The organism is Basilea psittacipulmonis DSM 24701, assembly GCF_000743945.1.
Lineage (GTDB): Bacteria > Pseudomonadota > Gammaproteobacteria > Burkholderiales > Burkholderiaceae_B > Basilea > Basilea psittacipulmonis.
Genome location: NZ_CP009238.1, coordinates 694,179 through 711,686, shown reverse-complemented (window position 1 = coordinate 711,686; position 17,508 = coordinate 694,179). Strand labels below are relative to the sequence as shown.

The following is a 17,508-nucleotide window of genomic DNA, read 5'->3' as shown; positions in this document are numbered from 1 at the left end:
AATGAAGACTTATGAGCTTGATCCTCAGTACGCCAAAGATGCACCGCACCCGCATATCCGTAGTTTTGTGAGTCATCGCGTTACGTTAACTTCTGCACAAGAGGATGCTTTAAATCGACTCTATCCACTATGGGTCGTCGAATATGGTCATACACATCTTGACTATTCGGCACTATTTAAACGTCAAGCTCCTACTATCTTAGAGATTGGTTTTGGCATGGGCGAAACCACTGCCAAAATCGCCCAAACCAGACCTCAAGATAATTTTCTGGCTTTGGAAGTCTATAAAACAGGGGTCGCTTCATTACTTAAAAAAATTGAAGACGAGAATCTTAATAATATTCGTATTATTCAACATGATGCCGTTGAAGTATTAAGAGATATGATTCCTGTTGAAAGCTTAGATGGCGTTCATATCTACTTTCCCGATCCATGGCCCAAAAAACGTCATCACAAACGTCGTCTCATCCAAGCCCCTTTTGTTCGTTTACTTTGCAGTCGTCTTAAACCTGGGGCTTACATACATTGTGCGACAGATTGGGAAGAATATGCGGCACAAATGTTAGAAGTGTTATCGCAAGAGCCTTTACTTAAAAATACAGCGGAAAGTTTTGCTCCCAAACCAGATTATCGACCTTTAACGAAATTCGAGAATCGCGGTCTAAAACTGGGATACCGTGTAAATGACTTGGTTTTCAAACGCGTGTAAGTCCTACTGACTGTACGGTGAATTCGACGTTGTGCTGATTATTGCTTGGATGATGATCTCGACGTTGTGCTGCTGGGATGGATAACTGCCGATACTTAATACCGTTTTAATCCTGATAGACATTAAGATTTTTTTTATTTAATATCTTTAATAAGATATTTTTTATAAGCAAAGGAGGTCTTATGCTTTACCCTGAAATCACTCCTTACGAAACAGGTTATTTAAACAGTGACGATGGCCATGAGATATATTGGGAATTATGTGGTCATCCTAACGGAAAACCTGCTGTATTCTTACATGGTGGACCTGGCAGTGGCTGTTCAGCCATGCATCGTCGTTTATTTAACCCTGAGAAATATCAGGTTTTACTTTTTGATCAACGTGGTTGTGGACGCTCCAAACCGCATGGTTGTCTAGAAAACAATACGACTTGGCATTTAGTTGCGGATATTGAACGTTTAAGAAAAGAAGTGCTAAAGACTGAGAAACTATTGGTATTTGGTGGATCTTGGGGGTCAACACTTGCTTTAGCTTATGCACAAACTCATCCTGAACACGTCAGTGAGCTTATTTTACGCGGTATTTTTACATTAAGAGAAGAAGAACTCAGATGGTTTTACCAAGAGGGGGCCTCTTATATCTATCCTGATTATTGGGAAGATTACATCGCCCCTATTGCTCCAGAAAAACGACATCATATGATTACCGCCTATCGTGAACTGTTAACAGGTTCGGATAAAAATAAACAATTAGACGCTGCTCGTGCATGGAGCCAATGGGAAGGTCGCACCATCACTTTATTGCCCAATGACCATCATCAAGAACAACACGAAGATGGACATTTTGCTTTGGCTTTCGCTCGCATTGAAAACCATTACTTTGTTCATCATGGCTTTATGCGTGAGGGTCAGTTAATTGCCGATGCTCACAAGATTGCACATATTCCTACCGTAATAGTACAGGGTCGTTATGATATGTGCACACCTTTCAAAACAGCTTGGGACCTACATAAAGCATTACCAGATGCTACTTTTATCACGGTTGATGATGCTGGGCATGCTTTTGATGAACCAGGTATTCAAAAAGCCCTTATCCAAGCATTGGATAAATTTGTTTTATAATACGCTGTCATATATTTCAGTTTTTTATCTACGAATCACTAATACGACCGATTCACCGCCATGTGTGGTGAATTGGTTAACGTGATTTCGCTTTCAAGGGAATAAATGACATCATTCTTTAAGTTTATCGATCACTGAGATCAAGTGGCTAACATTCCTGATCTTAGGAAAATGGGTATGATAGTGGTATGGTTTAAATATATCCATCTCAGATCGTAAGTGATTTAAATTAGACGTATCGATCACTGAGATCAAGTGGCTAACATTCCTGATCTCAGGAAAATAGATATGATAGTGATATGGTTTATATATATCCATCTCAGATCGTAAGTGATTTAAATTAGACGTATCGATCACTGAGATAAGGTGGTTAACACTCCTGATCTCAGGAAAATGGGTATGATAGTGGTATGGTTTAAATATATCCATCTCAGATCGTAAGTGATTTAAATTAGACGTATCGATCACTGAGATAAAGTGACTAACACTCCTGATCTCAGGAAAATGGGTATGATAGTGGTATGGTTTAAATATATCCATCTCAGATCGTAAGTGATTTAAATTAGACGTATCGATCACTGAGATAAGGTGACTAACACTCCTGATCTCAGGAAAATGGCCTTTATTTAACTAACTGAATAAGTTTAAATATTTTTAACAAGCACTTTCCCCTTTTAAAAATGAAAACATTAAATACACAACATCCTTTATTTTTTGTCATATTAGGCACATTGATGGCGTTTACGTCTCTTTCCACGGATATTTATTTGCCTGCTATGCCTGACATGCAAAAAGAATTAAATGGTTCAGTGGAGCTAACGGTCTCTGGTTTTTTAATAGGTTTTGCCTTGGCTCAGTTATTATGGGGGCCGATCAGTGACCGTATTGGCAGAAAAATTCCTCTTTTTATCGGGATGGTTTTATATATCATCGGCTCGATTGGATGTGCCATGGCTCAGTCTATGGAGTCCATTATTTTATGGCGTATTTTCCAAGCAATAGGAGCATGCACGGCCCCCATGCTTTCTCGTGCTATCGTCAGAGATGTTTTTGCACGCACACAAGCGGTACAAATGTTGTCCAGCTTAACCTTAATTATGGCTATTGCTCCAATTGCGGGACCTTTAATTGGTGGCCAAATGATCCGTTTTAGCACTTGGCATAGTATTTTTTACCTATTAGCCAGTGTAGGTTTTATCATGTTTTTGAGCTTATTTCTTTTACCTGAGACATTGCCTCAAGAACGGCGACACACAGGGAATTTCTGGAAAGTTTTCGGAAACTACGCCCAGTTGTTAGTCAATAAAACTTTCATGAAGTACACATTGTGCGTTAGTTTCTTTTATCTAGGACAATTTGCTTTCGTAGTCGGTTCACCAAAAGTTTACATTGAATATTTTCACGTCAACCCACAACACTATGGTTGGCTATTTGCCGTGAATGTTATCGGTGTGATGGCTTTAAGTTATGCCAGTCGTTTTTTAATTAAACATTTCTCGCTCAATACCCTATTGAAAGTAACCACAGGTTTGGCTTGTATCATGGGCATTATCTTAGCGATTTTATCTACGATTCCTATCAATCACATCCTGCCTTTTGTTATTTTTGTCTTCGTTTATTTTTCTATGGTGGGCGTGATTGCAAGCTGTGCGACAGCAGGTGCATTAGATGGTATTCCCCATATGGCGGGATCTGGTGCGGCATTATTGGGCTCTTTACAATATGGCAGTGGAATCCTCAGTTCTATTTTACTAGCCATCTTTTCTGATGGATCGGCACTGGCCATGGCATGGATAATGGGCGTTGCTGCGACGTTGAGTTTTATCATAGCCTTATTCATTCACCAAAAATAAACATTCATTGGTCAGATGAATAACTAACATGATGATTAAGGTGCTGTTAACGCACATGATAAGAAATAATAAAACACCCTCTCACCTTATGTCAGTATGATGAGAGGGTGTTCTTGCGGAAATGCACTAAGGATTATTCTGCCAATTCCGTTTGTTCATGAGACATGATTTCTTGTCCTACATGAGACATTAAACTTAGATAACGTTCATATTGTTTTAATATGTCCGCAATCAGTTCATTTCTTGTCATATATTGGACATCATACCCTGCTCTTCCATCAAAGAAATACGTAACTGGCGTATAAGTTACGGCATGTTGGATATGAGGTAAATGTTCATCTTGAATCAATTCTTCTGCCACTTCATGACTAACTGATTTAATACCATACATAAAGTCTCTCATTGATTCTTTTTTAATGACAAACTCTAAACTAGGTGCTTCCTGACTCAAATTCTCAACCAACTCAACATTAAGATTATGGACAGTGACCAATTCTTGACGTAATTCTCTCATCGCAGGTAGTGCTGTTTTTCTAAAAAACTTGAGAATATCAGTTTCTTGAGTTTGGCTCAACATCTGACTCAAACGTTCACGCCATTTTTCACCCGTCCAGAAAATACTAGTTGGTGTAACTTTTGCTGAAAAGTATTTCTTATCTGCACGAATACCTTTCCACAAGCTAAAACACATGACTAACATGAGTACCGCAAAAGGTAATGCCACAATAAGCGTCATCGTTTGCAATGTTCCCAAACCACCTGATCTGAGTAACACAATAGCCACGACGGACATCAATACTCCCCACATAGCGGCTTGCCAACGAGGAGAAGCCATACTTTTGTCACGAGATGCAATATTATTTAAAACGTAAATGCCTGAATCAGCAGATGTGATAAAGAATAAAGAAATCGTGATCAACGCCGCAATCCCTGTTAATAAAGGGAGAGGCAAATAATTTAAGAAGGCAAACAACAATTTTTCTGGTGAGGAGACTAGGTCATGCAAAGCACCTTGGGCAACATTTACATCAATCCAAATCGCACTATTGCCAAAAACGGTAAACCATAACACGCAGAACAAACTCGGTACGGCCAAAACACCAAAAATAAATTCACGAATCGTACGGCCTCTTGAGATACGAGCAATAAATAGCCCTACAAATGGTGCCCAAGAACACCACCAAGCCCAATAAAGCACTGTCCAGCCAGTGAACCATGATGTATGCTCAGATTCATACACATACGTTTTAAAACTTAAATTAACAACATTACTTAGATACGTCCCCAGATTATCACTAAACGCCGATAACACTGTTAACGTAGGACCTGTCACCAATACAAACAGCATCAAAAGTAACGCAATGACCAAGTTCATTTCACTAAGCAATTTCACCCCTTTTCCAACACCAGAAATCGCCGAGATGACCGCTAAAGACATCACCACGATGATGATGCCAACTTGTAGTGAAAAATCACTTTTGTTTACCAAACCTATTTGTTCAATGCCTGCACCTAATTGTGAGGCACCAAACCCTAAGGTAGTAATAATACCGAACAAAGTCGCCACTAATGCCAAAATATCGATTAAATCACCGACTTTGCCATTGATACGTTCTTTAAAAATAGGATAAAAACATGAACGTAGCGATAACGGTAACTTATATCTAAACCCAAAATAAGCCAAAGCCAATGCGATCACCGCATAGACAGACCATGCGTGAATACCCCAGTGAAAAAAGGTATGCAACATCGCTTCTTGTTCTTTATGCTCCAACGTTCCTGTTGTAATCGATGAAGTGTAATGTGTCAGTGGTTCTGCCACACCAAAGAACATAATACCGACCCCCATGCCAGCAGCAAATAACATCGCCATCCAAGACATAAACGAGAATTCGGGTTCTTCTTCATTTGATCCTAGTTTTATACTACCAAAGCAGCTGCAAGATAGTAGGAACAAAAAGGCTAGGAAAACAGAAAACGTCAGAATATAAAACCAACTAAAATTTTTAAAAATAGCCGCTTTTGCCCAATCTAATACACCTTGGGTGTCTGTTTGTAACACGAGCGTGCATAAGACTAACAATACCACTAATAATAAGGTGACCCCCATCACAAGCGGATTAAAAGAAGTTCTATTTTGAATAAATTTTGTTAAAGACAAAATAATACCTCCAATAAAAATAAAGTATTTAATAACTTCAACATCCAAAAGTCACTGTTCATACCCAAAATCACATGAACATTATGTTCCATTTTTAAGGCATGATCACGATGTTTAAACTCTCTCCTTACTTGAGCAATTATCATTAAAGCAAGCAGATAAATGATGCGATGCAGAGTTCGCATTTTTCACCCTATCAAAAAGACGGACGACTGGTTTCATATAGCATTCTCGAATGTACTTTTTATCATTGATATAGATAACTAAAGCCTGCGAATTTCTCGTACAAATTAGATGGTTATTTGAACATTAGTTCTCAGCACCCAACTCACATTATAGTTTTCGAGAATAATTTAATCATCGCGTCTTGCCCCTTTTGGACGTACCATCCTCCTTATTTTACCACGCATTGCAAAAACACCCCTTTATCTTCTTTTAAACACCCACCAAAAGCAGTGTTTATGCCCTTTTCAAGACTTAAAAGACTCATATTCTTTTTCCATATAACTCATCATCTCTTTTTTAGACCCCACTATTTTTGTAAAAATAAAACGATGTATTTTCCGTAACTCCTCATTTGTTATCTTTAAATGTGTTGGCACCTCAAGAATGTATTGGGCATGCAAACTCCCCCATATGCGATTCGGTACCAAGCTATCTTTTTTTGCACATATTTTTAAACGTGAATTCAATGCGTAAATCGTTAATGGACATGACATTCCAAACGTATGAACACATTTACAATTTGGAATCAATAAAAGTCGTTGAGGTATCGTTCTTCCCATTAAACCTCGGCATCTAGACTTTAATGAAGTGGCAAACTCAATGTCAATCACTTTATCTTCTAGAGATAGCGTCCATACGTTTTTTGAGCCAATATACTCAGCAAAATGTTTCATCCATTTTTTAATCATTTTCTTTCCCTCACTTCTTATCATCAGATTTTTATCGATCAACTGGATAATATTTCAATATTCTTATGTCTATCTAATCCTCATGTTTCATGCATACCTTATTGTTTCTAGCATCAGATGTTTTACCTAATCACGCCCGTGTCTAATATACGCATAATCAGTGGGAATGCTATGCAAATAAAGGTGCAAGGAAAAATACACACTAACAAAGGAAACATCATTTTAACGGGTGCTTGCATGGCCCTTTTCTCCGCATCAATAAAACGTAATTGCCGCATCTGATTGGCTAAATCCTTTAACAAAGGGGCTAAACTCATTCCCATTTGTTCGGCTTGAATCAGTGCCATCATTAACGATTGACAAGCTTGACTTCGTTCTGATAAATGATGAAACGCATCCATTCTCGTCACCCCCACTTTAATTTCATGGTTTAACATCTCAATTTCTTGGGCTAAGGGACTGTCAGCAATTTGAATATACGACAACGCCATGTTTAAACTCATCCCACTTTCTAAAGAAAGAATTAACATATCAATATAAAAAGGCAATACTCTTGAAATATGTTCTTCTCGTTTTAGATATTGTTTTTTCAACGATACAATAGGCTGAAAAAATACCAACACTGCAAAAAACACTGCTAATGGTATCGCCCAGAACTGCAATGTGGGCCACAACAAAAAAGGAATCATAAAAGCAAAACCGCCATACACTATCTGTTTTGTGACTAAGTTTTTGATACTTTGTTTTGATCGCCCTCTTAATAACCATTTTTCGATATAAAGACGGTATTTCCAAGTCATCAACTTATCAACAGAAAAAGATTTAAAAGATGCTTTACTCAACAAAAGAACCAAACAATAAACAGCCATTGTCGTCGCTAACATTAAAAATACAATCATTTCCCCTATCATCCTTTAATTGCTTTTCGTATGAACTGCCCATACTTAACTTTACCCTTTTCATGTCATCGTTAATGTTTACACCCCTGCATCCACTGTCTTAGATTTTTTCTTTCAAAGACAATTACATCAATACATTCCACTCATCTATCAAACAAACTCTGCCTATTTGATTTAGTTTTCAAGCTATCCAGATTTGTGTCTAGCTATCTTTAGGTTAAATTTTGATACCTACAATTTTTCTAATCATGACCAGACCGACTAATTCCAGTATCAACACGAATGCAATCACTAACCATCCCACCCATGATTGATAAAAATATCCCACTAATTTTTCATCGATAAAGCTCATTGCAAATACAATAAGCAAAGGCAAAGCCCCCATTACCCATGCTTGCATTTTTCCCTGTGATGTCAATGCTTTTATTTTTTGTGAGATTTGATAGCGTTGGCGAATGGTTTGAGATATCGTAAATAATAATTGGGCCAGATTACCGCCATTTTTTAAACTCGTTTTAAACGCAGAAATCATCAATTCATTAGACTCTCCAGGAATACGTTTTGCTAAATCATCAAGTGCCTCATACAATGAAGCCCCCAATTGGACTTGTCGCATTAACAATGAGAACTCCTGCAATAACGGTTTTTTGGTTGTCGGTACAATTTTATTTAACGCCATCTGTAAAGAGGAACCTGCCAATAATGCACTGGCGATGGCAGATAAGAAATCTGGCAACTGCTCCTCATATTGACGCATACGACGGGCATGTAAAATTTTCAAACCATAAAATGGCATGAATAAACTAACTAGTGAAATCAATATAGCGAGCAATATATGAGAGGTAAACAAATAAACAAACCCCCATATCATCACTGCAATCCCCATCACGAAATAACGCAATCGATTCACATCCAAAAACAAAAAGAAATCGTACATACTTTGTTCTGCCGTTTTTTCAAATTGACTTTGGTATTGTCGCCATGAATCGGAAAGAAAATGTATCATCAACCAAATGACGATACTGCAAATCATGATTAAAAATAACGTTAATAAAAATATCATGAATCCCTCTTTTTGATAATCATCCTTTTTGCTTTATCCTAAGCACCCCTCTTAACCTCTTTATCTACGCCATTATTAGCCTACACATCACGTGTATCGCCGTTTAATAAGGTTTTTTATTTAAGTCCAATCTATCATCCTCTTTATCTAAATCATTATTAGCCTACACATTACATGCATTACCGTTTAATAAGGTTTTTAGTACCTAACAGATGAATCCATACACTCAGTACAAACACCTTATCTTATTCGTATTAATTTAATGAAATAACGGTTCTACAGATATGCCTGATATATGTCTTTTTACGCCCGTCTCCCAAGTGTTCTGTTCTAATGTCAAGCACTCTGGCATTAGTCCTGTATTTTTAAATTCCTGTGTTTGTCGATCGTATGAAAAAATATTCTGTGTTTTAATCATATTGGATTCCATACCACAGATTTCCACGATACTACTGATAACTCGTTTTCCTGTCTGCAAACGCGTCAACTGAATAATAAAATCAATCGCCCCCGAAATCTGCTCCCTGACTGCTTGAGAAGGCAGACTGACACCTGACAAAAGCACCATTGTTTCTAATCGACTTAATGCGTCTCTAGGGGAGTTCGCGTGCAATGTAGTTAACGATCCCTCATGCCCCGTATTCATCGCTGTTAACATGTCTAAGGTTTCCGTTCCTCGACATTCACCCACAACAATTCTATCGGGTCGCATCCTTAATGCATTACGTACCAAATCTCTAATGGTTATTTGGCCTCTTCCCTCCACATTCGCTGGTCTTGCTTCCATCGAGATAATATGAGGGTGATTTAATTTCAATTCCGCCGCATCTTCAATCGTAATGATACGTTCATGTTTAGGAATGAAATTAGACAAAATATTTAACAAAGTAGTTTTACCCGTTCCTGTACCACCGCTTAGAATAATATTTTTCTTTTCTTTTACGGCTCGCTCCAGAAAACAAGCCATCTCCTCATTTAGACTGCCCTCTTTAATTAAATATTGGACATCGGGTTTATTCAACAAAAATTTCCTGATCGTGATGGTAGAACCTCTTAGTGCAACAGGGGAAAGCACAACATTAACACGAGAACCATCCGATAAACGTGCATCCACCATAGGCGAACTTTCATCGATATGCCGACCAGTGGGTGCAATAATTCTATCAATGACAATACGTACAGATTCATCATTACTAAACACAGATGGATAAAGTGATACGACTCCTTTTTTTTCAACAAAAATCTCATCATAACGATTAACCATAATTTCGCTAATACTATCATCAGATAACAATGCTTCTAATGGTCCCAATCCTAGCACTTCATCCAATATCTCTTTTATCAAAGTATTTTTTTCTGCTTGTGATAATTCAGATAATGTAGGAATATCCTGAGTGGTATTTAGATAATCCGTTAAAACATCATGGCATTCTTGTCGTAAACTGTCTTGATCCACGTTTAAAATATCCCGTTTGTGAATTTCTAATTTACTAAATAACACCTGATGAAGCTTTTGACGATATTGAGCAATCTTTTTATGATCGCTTAATACAAGCCCCTCACCATTACCATGATCATCGTGTTGCTCTTTATCGACTCGGTACGATTCTTTTTCATTTGAAAAAACGGGCATCTCGTTATGACTGTCATCAGATATCTTCTCTAAGCCTAAAATGGTTAATCTACACGGACCAATAATAATTTTATCGCCCTCTTTCAAAGGACCATAACGACTGACTCTTGCACCGTTGACTAAACTTCCTGCTAAAGTTCCCTCATCATAAAAAAAGGCTCCTGATGATTTTTCAATAAATTGTGCGTGTTTTTTAGCCACTCTCCAGCTATTTAGTCTAATCGATGACGCTGCAAAACGACCAATGCTTGCGGGTGTATTGACCTGAACGGTTTCTAATTTTCCATCTTCAAATTCCAGTGATACTTTAATTTGATACATCTTATTTACCCTTTCATCATTCACATATTAATTTTGTTGATACATCTATACGCTTTATCGCTACTTACTCTGAGCTTCTTTTCCCAATACTTTTTTAGTGTTAGGCGTTGTTGACGATTTATTTTTCTGATCTGTCTTTTTTGTTTTCCCTTTATCAGAAACGTTTTCAGTTGGCCATTTTGGCGGTTCACCTTTTTGCCATTGACTGCTTGGAGCATGCTGACGCTTTTTAGGTTTTGCTTTATTTTGGGTAGGCAAAATACCCTCAGAAGTCCCAAAGCTGGCATCTTTCACCATTTGGCTTCTTTGAGCAGCTGCTTGCAAAGGTGAGTCATTCGTAATAATTCTTGGTGTCACTAAAATAACCAATTCCGTTTCATTGCTTTGAAATTTTTCTGATTTAAATAAATCACCCAAAATCGGCACCTGGGAAATACCTGGAATCCCCTCTAAACCTTGTGATTGTTCCTTAGAAATAAATCCAGCAAGAATAGCTGTCTGGCCGCTTTTGACATTAAACTGTGTATTGATTCGTCTTGTTTTTAAGGCAGGACCACCATTTACCGTCAAGGAGTTATCTAATGCACTAATCTCTAATGCAATCTGAGAACTCACTGCTTCATCAGGTAACACTTCTGGCGTAATACTTAATTTCACGCCATAACTTTTAAATTGTGTATGAATACGCCCTTGGGTATCGGTAATTTGATAAGGAAATTCACCACCTGCCAAAAATTCTGCAGCGGTACCACTTCGTGTCATCAATTTTGGCTGGGCCAGCATCACACCGCCTCCCTCATTTCTTAATGCTTGCAAACTCGGTAGTACGTTAAACAACATGTCTCCAAATACATTACCTGTTATTTCATGTTCCCAACTCACCCCCAAGTTTCTTAAATAATTCTTTGGAAGTTCTAACATCTCAACTTCTAATAAAATCATTTTCTCCCAGCCACTTTGGGTCATATCGATTAAGTTTGGATAATGCTCTTTTAGTCGCTGAAATCGTAATTGTTCCGATTTACTGTAAAAGTAACCCTCTACGACCATCTGTTCACCTAATTGAGAGACCTTAATTCCCTTTACAGAAGACAGTAACCTTTCCAAGTCTGCTTTTAATTTAATATTCGATGGATTCGATACTTGAACCTGATAGTGCTTAGTTTGTTCTTCATCAAACCATACTTGCAAAGTAGTACTCCCTACTTCTTTTGCAAAAATTACTATTTCCGATTCATTGTCACTTAACACATTAATAATCTTTCCATCACCTACAGCCACTTTTTCTATCTTTTTTTCCTTAATCAAATGAATATCGCCTACCATTAAATCGATTTTTTCAACCGTACTGGCATGAACGACCAGTAAACATGTCTGCACTATAAAAAACAAAACAGTAATAAACAGTCTCATTATTCTGACTCCTTGGGTAATGAATTAATCCAATCGCTGACTAAATCTTGCGTATCAGGCAAATCAAACAAACCTTTTTTCAGATCAGTGGCATCAGGTTTATTTTTATTTGGAATTCTTTGTGATTTCGCATAGATCACAACAGGCTTATTAGATGTTTTATGAGGGGAGATTCCTAACATTTGTGCTAAATTTCCTTTGACACCTTTTGAGCTAATATGCTTGTCCTGAGGGTTTCTCAACATGGCCGTAATTTCTCCAGATTCACGAGCCGCTACTAATTGGACAGCTTCTTCAGGTGAGGTGTCTAACGTTACCGTATCGTAAGATTCTTCTCTTCCCTCTTGTGCAATATAGCGATTTTGTTTTCCTGTTGCCATGACTAACACCCCTTGTAGCAAAGGAGCCGTAATTCGTTTTTTTTGATATTCAAACGAAACATATAAATCAATTAGATCGCCTGGAACAATCATGCCTGAAGCCGAATTAAGTTCATCAATGGGAATCGTAATAGCCCTTCGACCTGTTCCGACGCTATGTGAAAAAGGTTTTACATTCGCAGATAGATGAGCCTGTAAAATTAAATCTCCTCTTTTTAAATCTTTCTGCAATATCTTATTTTCGACCGCTCCCAATGCAGATGCCGCAAAACTACTAGACTGTTTAAATTCTGCAGGGATTTCTCGTAGCGATAACATTTGAGTCGTTAGAATCGTACCTGCTGATATATCTCTATCTGCAACAATTCTGGCGACTTTCGCGACTTGCCCTTGATCGTTAAACTGCATGGCAAAATGTCTTTTAATCAGAAAAGACAGGATGATGCCCGCCACCAATGAAATTAGCAATAACAATAACTGTTTCTTATGTATCTTTATCCAACTCATAACTTATCCTGCCATATAAAAACCCAATCATTAACCATATTTGCCCGTAACCAAGGTTTGTCTATCGTGTTGGCCCACACTTTTGAGATATTTGTTATCGATCGTGATAATCCATTGGGCTTCTTCCATCCCCATGAGGATTTCACCATTTGATTAGCCGTAAAAGGGACCTGCCCATATTCTGGTACCACAAACCTTTCTTTCTCCCACGGAATATTCCAAAAATTTCCCACTTTCGACAAATGGACCATTTTTTGATCAACTTCCCAATCTTTGGCTAATATGCTTCGTTTAGCATCCTTATTAGAAAGGACTGGAAAATCTAGTGCGGACAAACGATATGTTTCGTTAACTTTGTTATATTGACGTTTTAGATAGTTATGTTCATGTTCAGACAATAGATATTTCCTTTCTTCCGAACGATGAGCATCTGAAGCATGGTAAGCACTCATCACTGTTTGATAATTAAGAATACTCGCCTCCTTAACCCAAAAGTAACTGATTCTTCCTAAAAATACGAGTGCATAAAAAATACTAATAAATAAAACAAAAATAACGATTGTCTCGATCATTGCTTGACCAGATTCATCATTTAATGTTCTGTTTTGTATGAATATGTCCATTCTCATTACACCTTAATCTTTACACACCACATTTATCTTTATTCCAAGATCCTTATCAATACTTATTCAAACCACCACACATCATCATCTTTTCATCTCATCATCTTCATGCATCAACACTTACACTCACTCCGAGATCCTCATCAGTACTTATTCAAGGCACCACGCATTATCATTTTTCCATCTCATCATCTTCATATACCAACACTACCCTCACTTCAAGATCCCCATCAGTACTTATTCAAGGCACCACGCATTATCATCTTTCCATCTCATCATCTTCATGCACCAACACTTACACTCACTGCGAGATCCCCATTAACACTTATTCAGCCCACCACACATCATCATCTTTCCATCTCATCATCTTCATATACCAACACTACCCTCACTCCAAGATCCCCATCAGTACTTATTTAAATCATCATTCATCTATCAGAACTTTTACTTCATCGCCTTAACTACTACCAAGATAATCGTCCATGCCAATATGCTTGATACAAACTGGGGTCTTTCTTTTTCCCATCCCATGATTCATAAAATACTTTTCCCTTTGAGGTAGCGACCCTTTTCTTTTCTTTTAAAACCAATTTAAATCCTCCTGTTTTTCTGTGTAATACTGCTCGTTGAAGTGAGGCACTAGATTGGGAGGTCGAAGCATCTCTTTGGGCCCAAGCATTGGCCAAATTATTGTTAGAAGCTGTAAAAACGTTAATGCCTTGAGAAATCGCCCATGACAAAAATGTTTGTGAAGCAAAGTTACTCGGTGCATTCGTTTCATCCACATACTGAGTGGCTTTATTCATTCCCCATCCCATGGGATATTCACGATAAAAACAGTTCGTGTACATATTCCATAAAACCTTGTGAAAAGACTCAGAGTCCCTTGACATCCATAAACCATTTTTCTCTAAACTCGTTTCACCTTGTCTTAACAAAACAGGCGGCATATAAGTACACTGCGGCAGGACATTAGGTGAAAGCCGTCGTTTATTACGTGGTGAAAGAAACTTATAAGTCTTCGACAAACGTTCTATCAAAGCGTGATAATTACCTGTAAACTTTTCCCATCTCACCATGTCTGGCACTGTATCCTCTTCTATCCACCAAGTAATTTCTCCATCAGCTTCTGGGTAATGTGATGTCACAATCTGTTTTATCGTTTCGTCTCTTACTTTTTTCAAATTAAAATGCAGTGCTCGTGCTACTTTCGCTAAATCTAATGAAGCCTGTTGATGCTCACTTAATGCTTTTTCTAGTCGTCTAATTTCAGAATCCGTATTTTGTGCTGAAGAATAGACCATAGAATGTGCAGGACCAAAGTGCATGCCAATTAACCAAACAGGTGGATTCATACGTTTACTACGCTCACTCATCGCACTTCTGTATTTTGCTAACGACAATAACGTCACTAAGTTTCCAACAGCCATTTGATGAGATAGCTGGGCTTGATTAATAAAAGCCTGTGTATTTAAATTCGTTGCTACAGCATTTGCTGCAGAGAATGCGGCTAGATCAGATACCTGAGTCAATTTTATTTTCCTATCGACTTCTTGCATCACCTCGTACATTCCTTGTATCGCTACGATAATCACACTTAATAAGATAAGAGCCAATACTAATACCTGACCATCTTCATCACGGCTATTCTTAAACATTAGTCACCTTGGGCGTTATTCGTAAAGGACTTTAAGGTTTTCGTTTCCGTTTCTGCCATCGAATTACGTGCAGATTCCTGTGCTCGTTCAGATGCTTCACTACCGTTCTCTCCCGCAAGCTCATGAGCCATCGCTGAAGTTTGTGAACGGACCACCTGACCAAATAACTGATAAACACCAATAGCTGAAATAGCCACTAAAGCAACCACGATGATGTACTCGGTCATCGCCTGCCCTGACTGTTTACAATATCTCAATGCTTTTCTATAGCTCATCATCTTTCATCTCCCGTTTTTTAAATGACGATGTGATAAGTTTGCTATAAAAAAAGATTTCTAACAATTCGATAATATACTTAAAGAACAAGCAATTAAGCAGATTCCACAATGTTGAAAGTTCGTAACCATGAGAAACTTTTCAGCACACCACCACCTCATCATATATTTTGAACGTGCTTGGTAACCCGCTTCATTACTCGTTTTCGGGACACTGCTCACACGAGATTTAGAGCAGTACGGGAAAATGAATAACTTTTCATCATTTAATCCGATCGTCCATCCCTCATCTATTACGTGGCTTTTCTGCTCATCATTACCCAATACGTTAACGACTTCATCTCAAGTATCACGATCGTGAGAAACTATTTTGATGGCGATGATTGTGTATTGAGACGGGATAAAATAGACAAAAAAATTGGCTCCCGTCATCTTATCAATCACAGGAGCCAGTTAAACACAAGCATTTAATAAAAGAAAATTTATTCTTCTCTTCTTAAATGCGGGAACAGTAACACATCACGAATATTAGGACTGTCCGTTAAAAGCATCATAAAACGGTCAATTCCAATACCACAACCCGCTGTAGGTGGCATACCATATTCTAATGCACGAATAAAATCTGCATCATAATACATCGCCTCTTCATCGCCCGCGTCTTTGGCTTCAGCCTGTTTGCGGAAACGTTCTGCTTGATCTTCAGGATCGTTCAACTCTGAGAAAGCATTCGCATATTCACGACCTGTCATAAATAGCTCAAAACGCTCGGTAATACTTGGGTCTTTGTCAGAAGCACGTGCTAATGGCGACACTTCAACAGGATAGTCCACAATAAACGTTGGATTCCATAATAGGTGTTCAGTCGTTTCTTCAAACAAAGCAAAATGCAACGCTCCGATACCAGGCGTAACAGGCACTTCTGCACCTAAGCGTTTAATTTCTTGACGCAAGAAGTTTTCATCAGCTAATTGTTCGCTCGTATATTGAGGACAATATTTCAAAATCGCTTGAGTCACGGTTAAACGATCAAAAGGTTGGGATAAATCAACTGTTTGACCTTGATAAGTTAAGACTGCAGAACCCGTCGTTTCAATAGCGACATCACGCAATAACTGTTCTGTAAAGTCCATCATATCTTGATAATTCCAGTAGGCCGCGTAAAACTCCATCATCGTAAATTCTGGATTATGTCTAACACTAACGCCCTCATTACGGAAGTTACGGTTAATTTCAAATACACGTTCAAACCCACCAACAATCAAACGTTTCAAATAAAGCTCAGGTGCGATACGCAAATACATATCCATATCCAAAGCGTTGTGGTGCGTAATAAATGGTTTAGCACTGGCACCACCTGGGATCGGGTGAAGCATTGGCGTTTCCACTTCTAAGAATCCCGCTTTCATCATATACTGACGAACGGCATTTAATGCTTTACTACGTTTTAAAAATGTTTCACGCGTTTCAGGTGTCATGATCAAATCAACATAGCGTTGACGATAACGAATTTCCTGATCCGCCAAACCATGGAATTTATCAGGCAAAGGACGTAATGATTTCGTTAACAAACGAATCTCGTGAGCATGAATACTTAATTCCCCACGATTGGTTTTAAACACCGTACCTTTGGCTTCGATAATATCGCCTAAATCCCATTGTTTAAATTCTGCATAACGTTCTTCGCCCACAGAATCTTTATCTAAATAAATCTGAATACGGCCTGTTGCATCTTGTAACGTAGCAAAACTCGCTTTGCCCATCACGCGTTTAAGCATCATGCGACCTGCAATATAGGCTTGATGGTTTTGGCTTTCTAACTCTTCTTTAGCACTATCATCAAACTTTTCATGCAACAAACCCGCTTTATCGGTAGGACGTGCATCATTAGGGAATGCCACGCCTTTTTGGCGGATTTCCGTTAATTTCGCACGGCGTTCAGCCATTAATTTATTTTCATCTAACTGTTGTTCTGACATCT

The 17,508-nt window shown here is 38.2% G+C and carries 14 protein-coding genes; 3 read left to right on the top strand and 11 right to left on the bottom strand.

The genetic code is table 11. The features are described from left to right. Nucleotide 1: 1 nt before the first annotated feature. From trmB to IX83_RS03070, 3 genes are all read left to right on the top strand, one after another. Nucleotides 2-709, top strand: a complete 708-nt coding sequence (gene trmB / locus IX83_RS03080; protein WP_236620619.1) for a tRNA (guanosine(46)-N7)-methyltransferase TrmB — start codon at nucleotides 2-4, stop codon at nucleotides 707-709. A 182-nt stretch (nucleotides 710-891) separates the two neighbouring features. Next, a complete protein-coding gene (gene pip, locus IX83_RS03075) occupies nucleotides 892-1,830 on the top strand; it encodes a prolyl aminopeptidase (RefSeq protein WP_038499063.1) in 939 nt (312 codons plus the stop codon). A gap of 680 nt (nucleotides 1,831-2,510) precedes the next feature. Further along, nucleotides 2,511-3,683 carry a multidrug effflux MFS transporter gene (locus IX83_RS03070; RefSeq protein ID WP_038499060.1) on the top strand — a complete coding sequence of 391 codons (1,173 nt, stop codon included), beginning with the start codon at nucleotides 2,511-2,513 and terminating at the stop codon, nucleotides 3,681-3,683. Nucleotides 3,684-3,816: 133 nt separating this feature from the next. Here IX83_RS03070 and IX83_RS03065 read toward each other — a convergent pair whose 3' ends face one another. The 11 genes from IX83_RS03065 to lysS all read right to left on the bottom strand — a co-directional run bounded on the left by IX83_RS03065 (nucleotide 3,817) and on the right by lysS (nucleotide 17,506). Next, nucleotides 3,817-5,844: a BCCT family transporter gene (locus IX83_RS03065; protein ID WP_038499057.1), complete on the bottom strand. Its 2,028-nt coding sequence runs from the start codon at nucleotides 5,842-5,844 to the stop codon at nucleotides 3,817-3,819. Between the two features lie 470 nt (nucleotides 5,845-6,314). Further along, the gene (locus IX83_RS03055) at nucleotides 6,315-6,758 is read right to left on the bottom strand and encodes a DUF192 domain-containing protein (RefSeq protein WP_158074713.1); all 444 of its coding nucleotides are present in this window, start codon (nucleotides 6,756-6,758) and stop codon (nucleotides 6,315-6,317) included. Nucleotides 6,759-6,880: 122 nt separating this feature from the next. Continuing rightward, complete coding sequence (locus tag IX83_RS08535) at nucleotides 6,881-7,657, bottom strand: type II secretion system F family protein (protein WP_051919180.1); 777 nt, start codon at nucleotides 7,655-7,657, stop codon at nucleotides 6,881-6,883. Between the two features lie 217 nt (nucleotides 7,658-7,874). Further along, entirely contained in the window at nucleotides 7,875-8,720 is an 846-nt protein-coding gene (locus IX83_RS03045) for a type II secretion system F family protein (protein WP_038499048.1), read from the bottom strand. A 259-nt stretch (nucleotides 8,721-8,979) separates the two neighbouring features. Continuing rightward, complete coding sequence (locus IX83_RS03040) at nucleotides 8,980-10,674, bottom strand: ATPase, T2SS/T4P/T4SS family (protein WP_051919177.1); 1,695 nt, start codon at nucleotides 10,672-10,674, stop codon at nucleotides 8,980-8,982. A 60-nt stretch (nucleotides 10,675-10,734) separates the two neighbouring features. Further along, complete coding sequence (locus IX83_RS03035; protein ID WP_051919174.1) at nucleotides 10,735-12,087, bottom strand: type II and III secretion system protein family protein; 1,353 nt, start codon at nucleotides 12,085-12,087, stop codon at nucleotides 10,735-10,737. Continuing rightward, nucleotides 12,087-12,974: a Flp pilus assembly protein CpaB gene (cpaB, locus tag IX83_RS03030; RefSeq protein WP_051919169.1), complete on the bottom strand. Its 888-nt coding sequence runs from the start codon at nucleotides 12,972-12,974 to the stop codon at nucleotides 12,087-12,089. Before cpaB ends, IX83_RS03035 begins: the two co-directional genes overlap by 1 nt. After that, nucleotides 12,971-13,597, bottom strand: a complete 627-nt coding sequence (locus IX83_RS03025; RefSeq protein ID WP_038499045.1) for a TadE/TadG family type IV pilus assembly protein — start codon at nucleotides 13,595-13,597, stop codon at nucleotides 12,971-12,973. Before IX83_RS03025 ends, cpaB begins: the two co-directional genes overlap by 4 nt. A 464-nt stretch (nucleotides 13,598-14,061) precedes the next feature. After that, nucleotides 14,062-15,255, bottom strand: coding sequence for a hypothetical protein (locus IX83_RS03020; RefSeq protein ID WP_038499042.1), 1,194 nt, complete (start codon nucleotides 15,253-15,255; stop codon nucleotides 14,062-14,064). Further along, complete coding sequence (locus tag IX83_RS03015) at nucleotides 15,255-15,533, bottom strand: Flp family type IVb pilin (RefSeq protein ID WP_038499039.1); 279 nt, start codon at nucleotides 15,531-15,533, stop codon at nucleotides 15,255-15,257. Before IX83_RS03015 ends, IX83_RS03020 begins: the two co-directional genes overlap by 1 nt. Before the next feature lie 479 nt (nucleotides 15,534-16,012). Then, on the bottom strand, nucleotides 16,013-17,506 hold the full coding sequence (lysS, locus tag IX83_RS03010; protein WP_038499036.1) for a lysine--tRNA ligase: 1,494 nt from the start codon (nucleotides 17,504-17,506) through the stop codon (nucleotides 16,013-16,015). Between the last annotated feature and the right edge of the window lie 2 nt (nucleotides 17,507-17,508).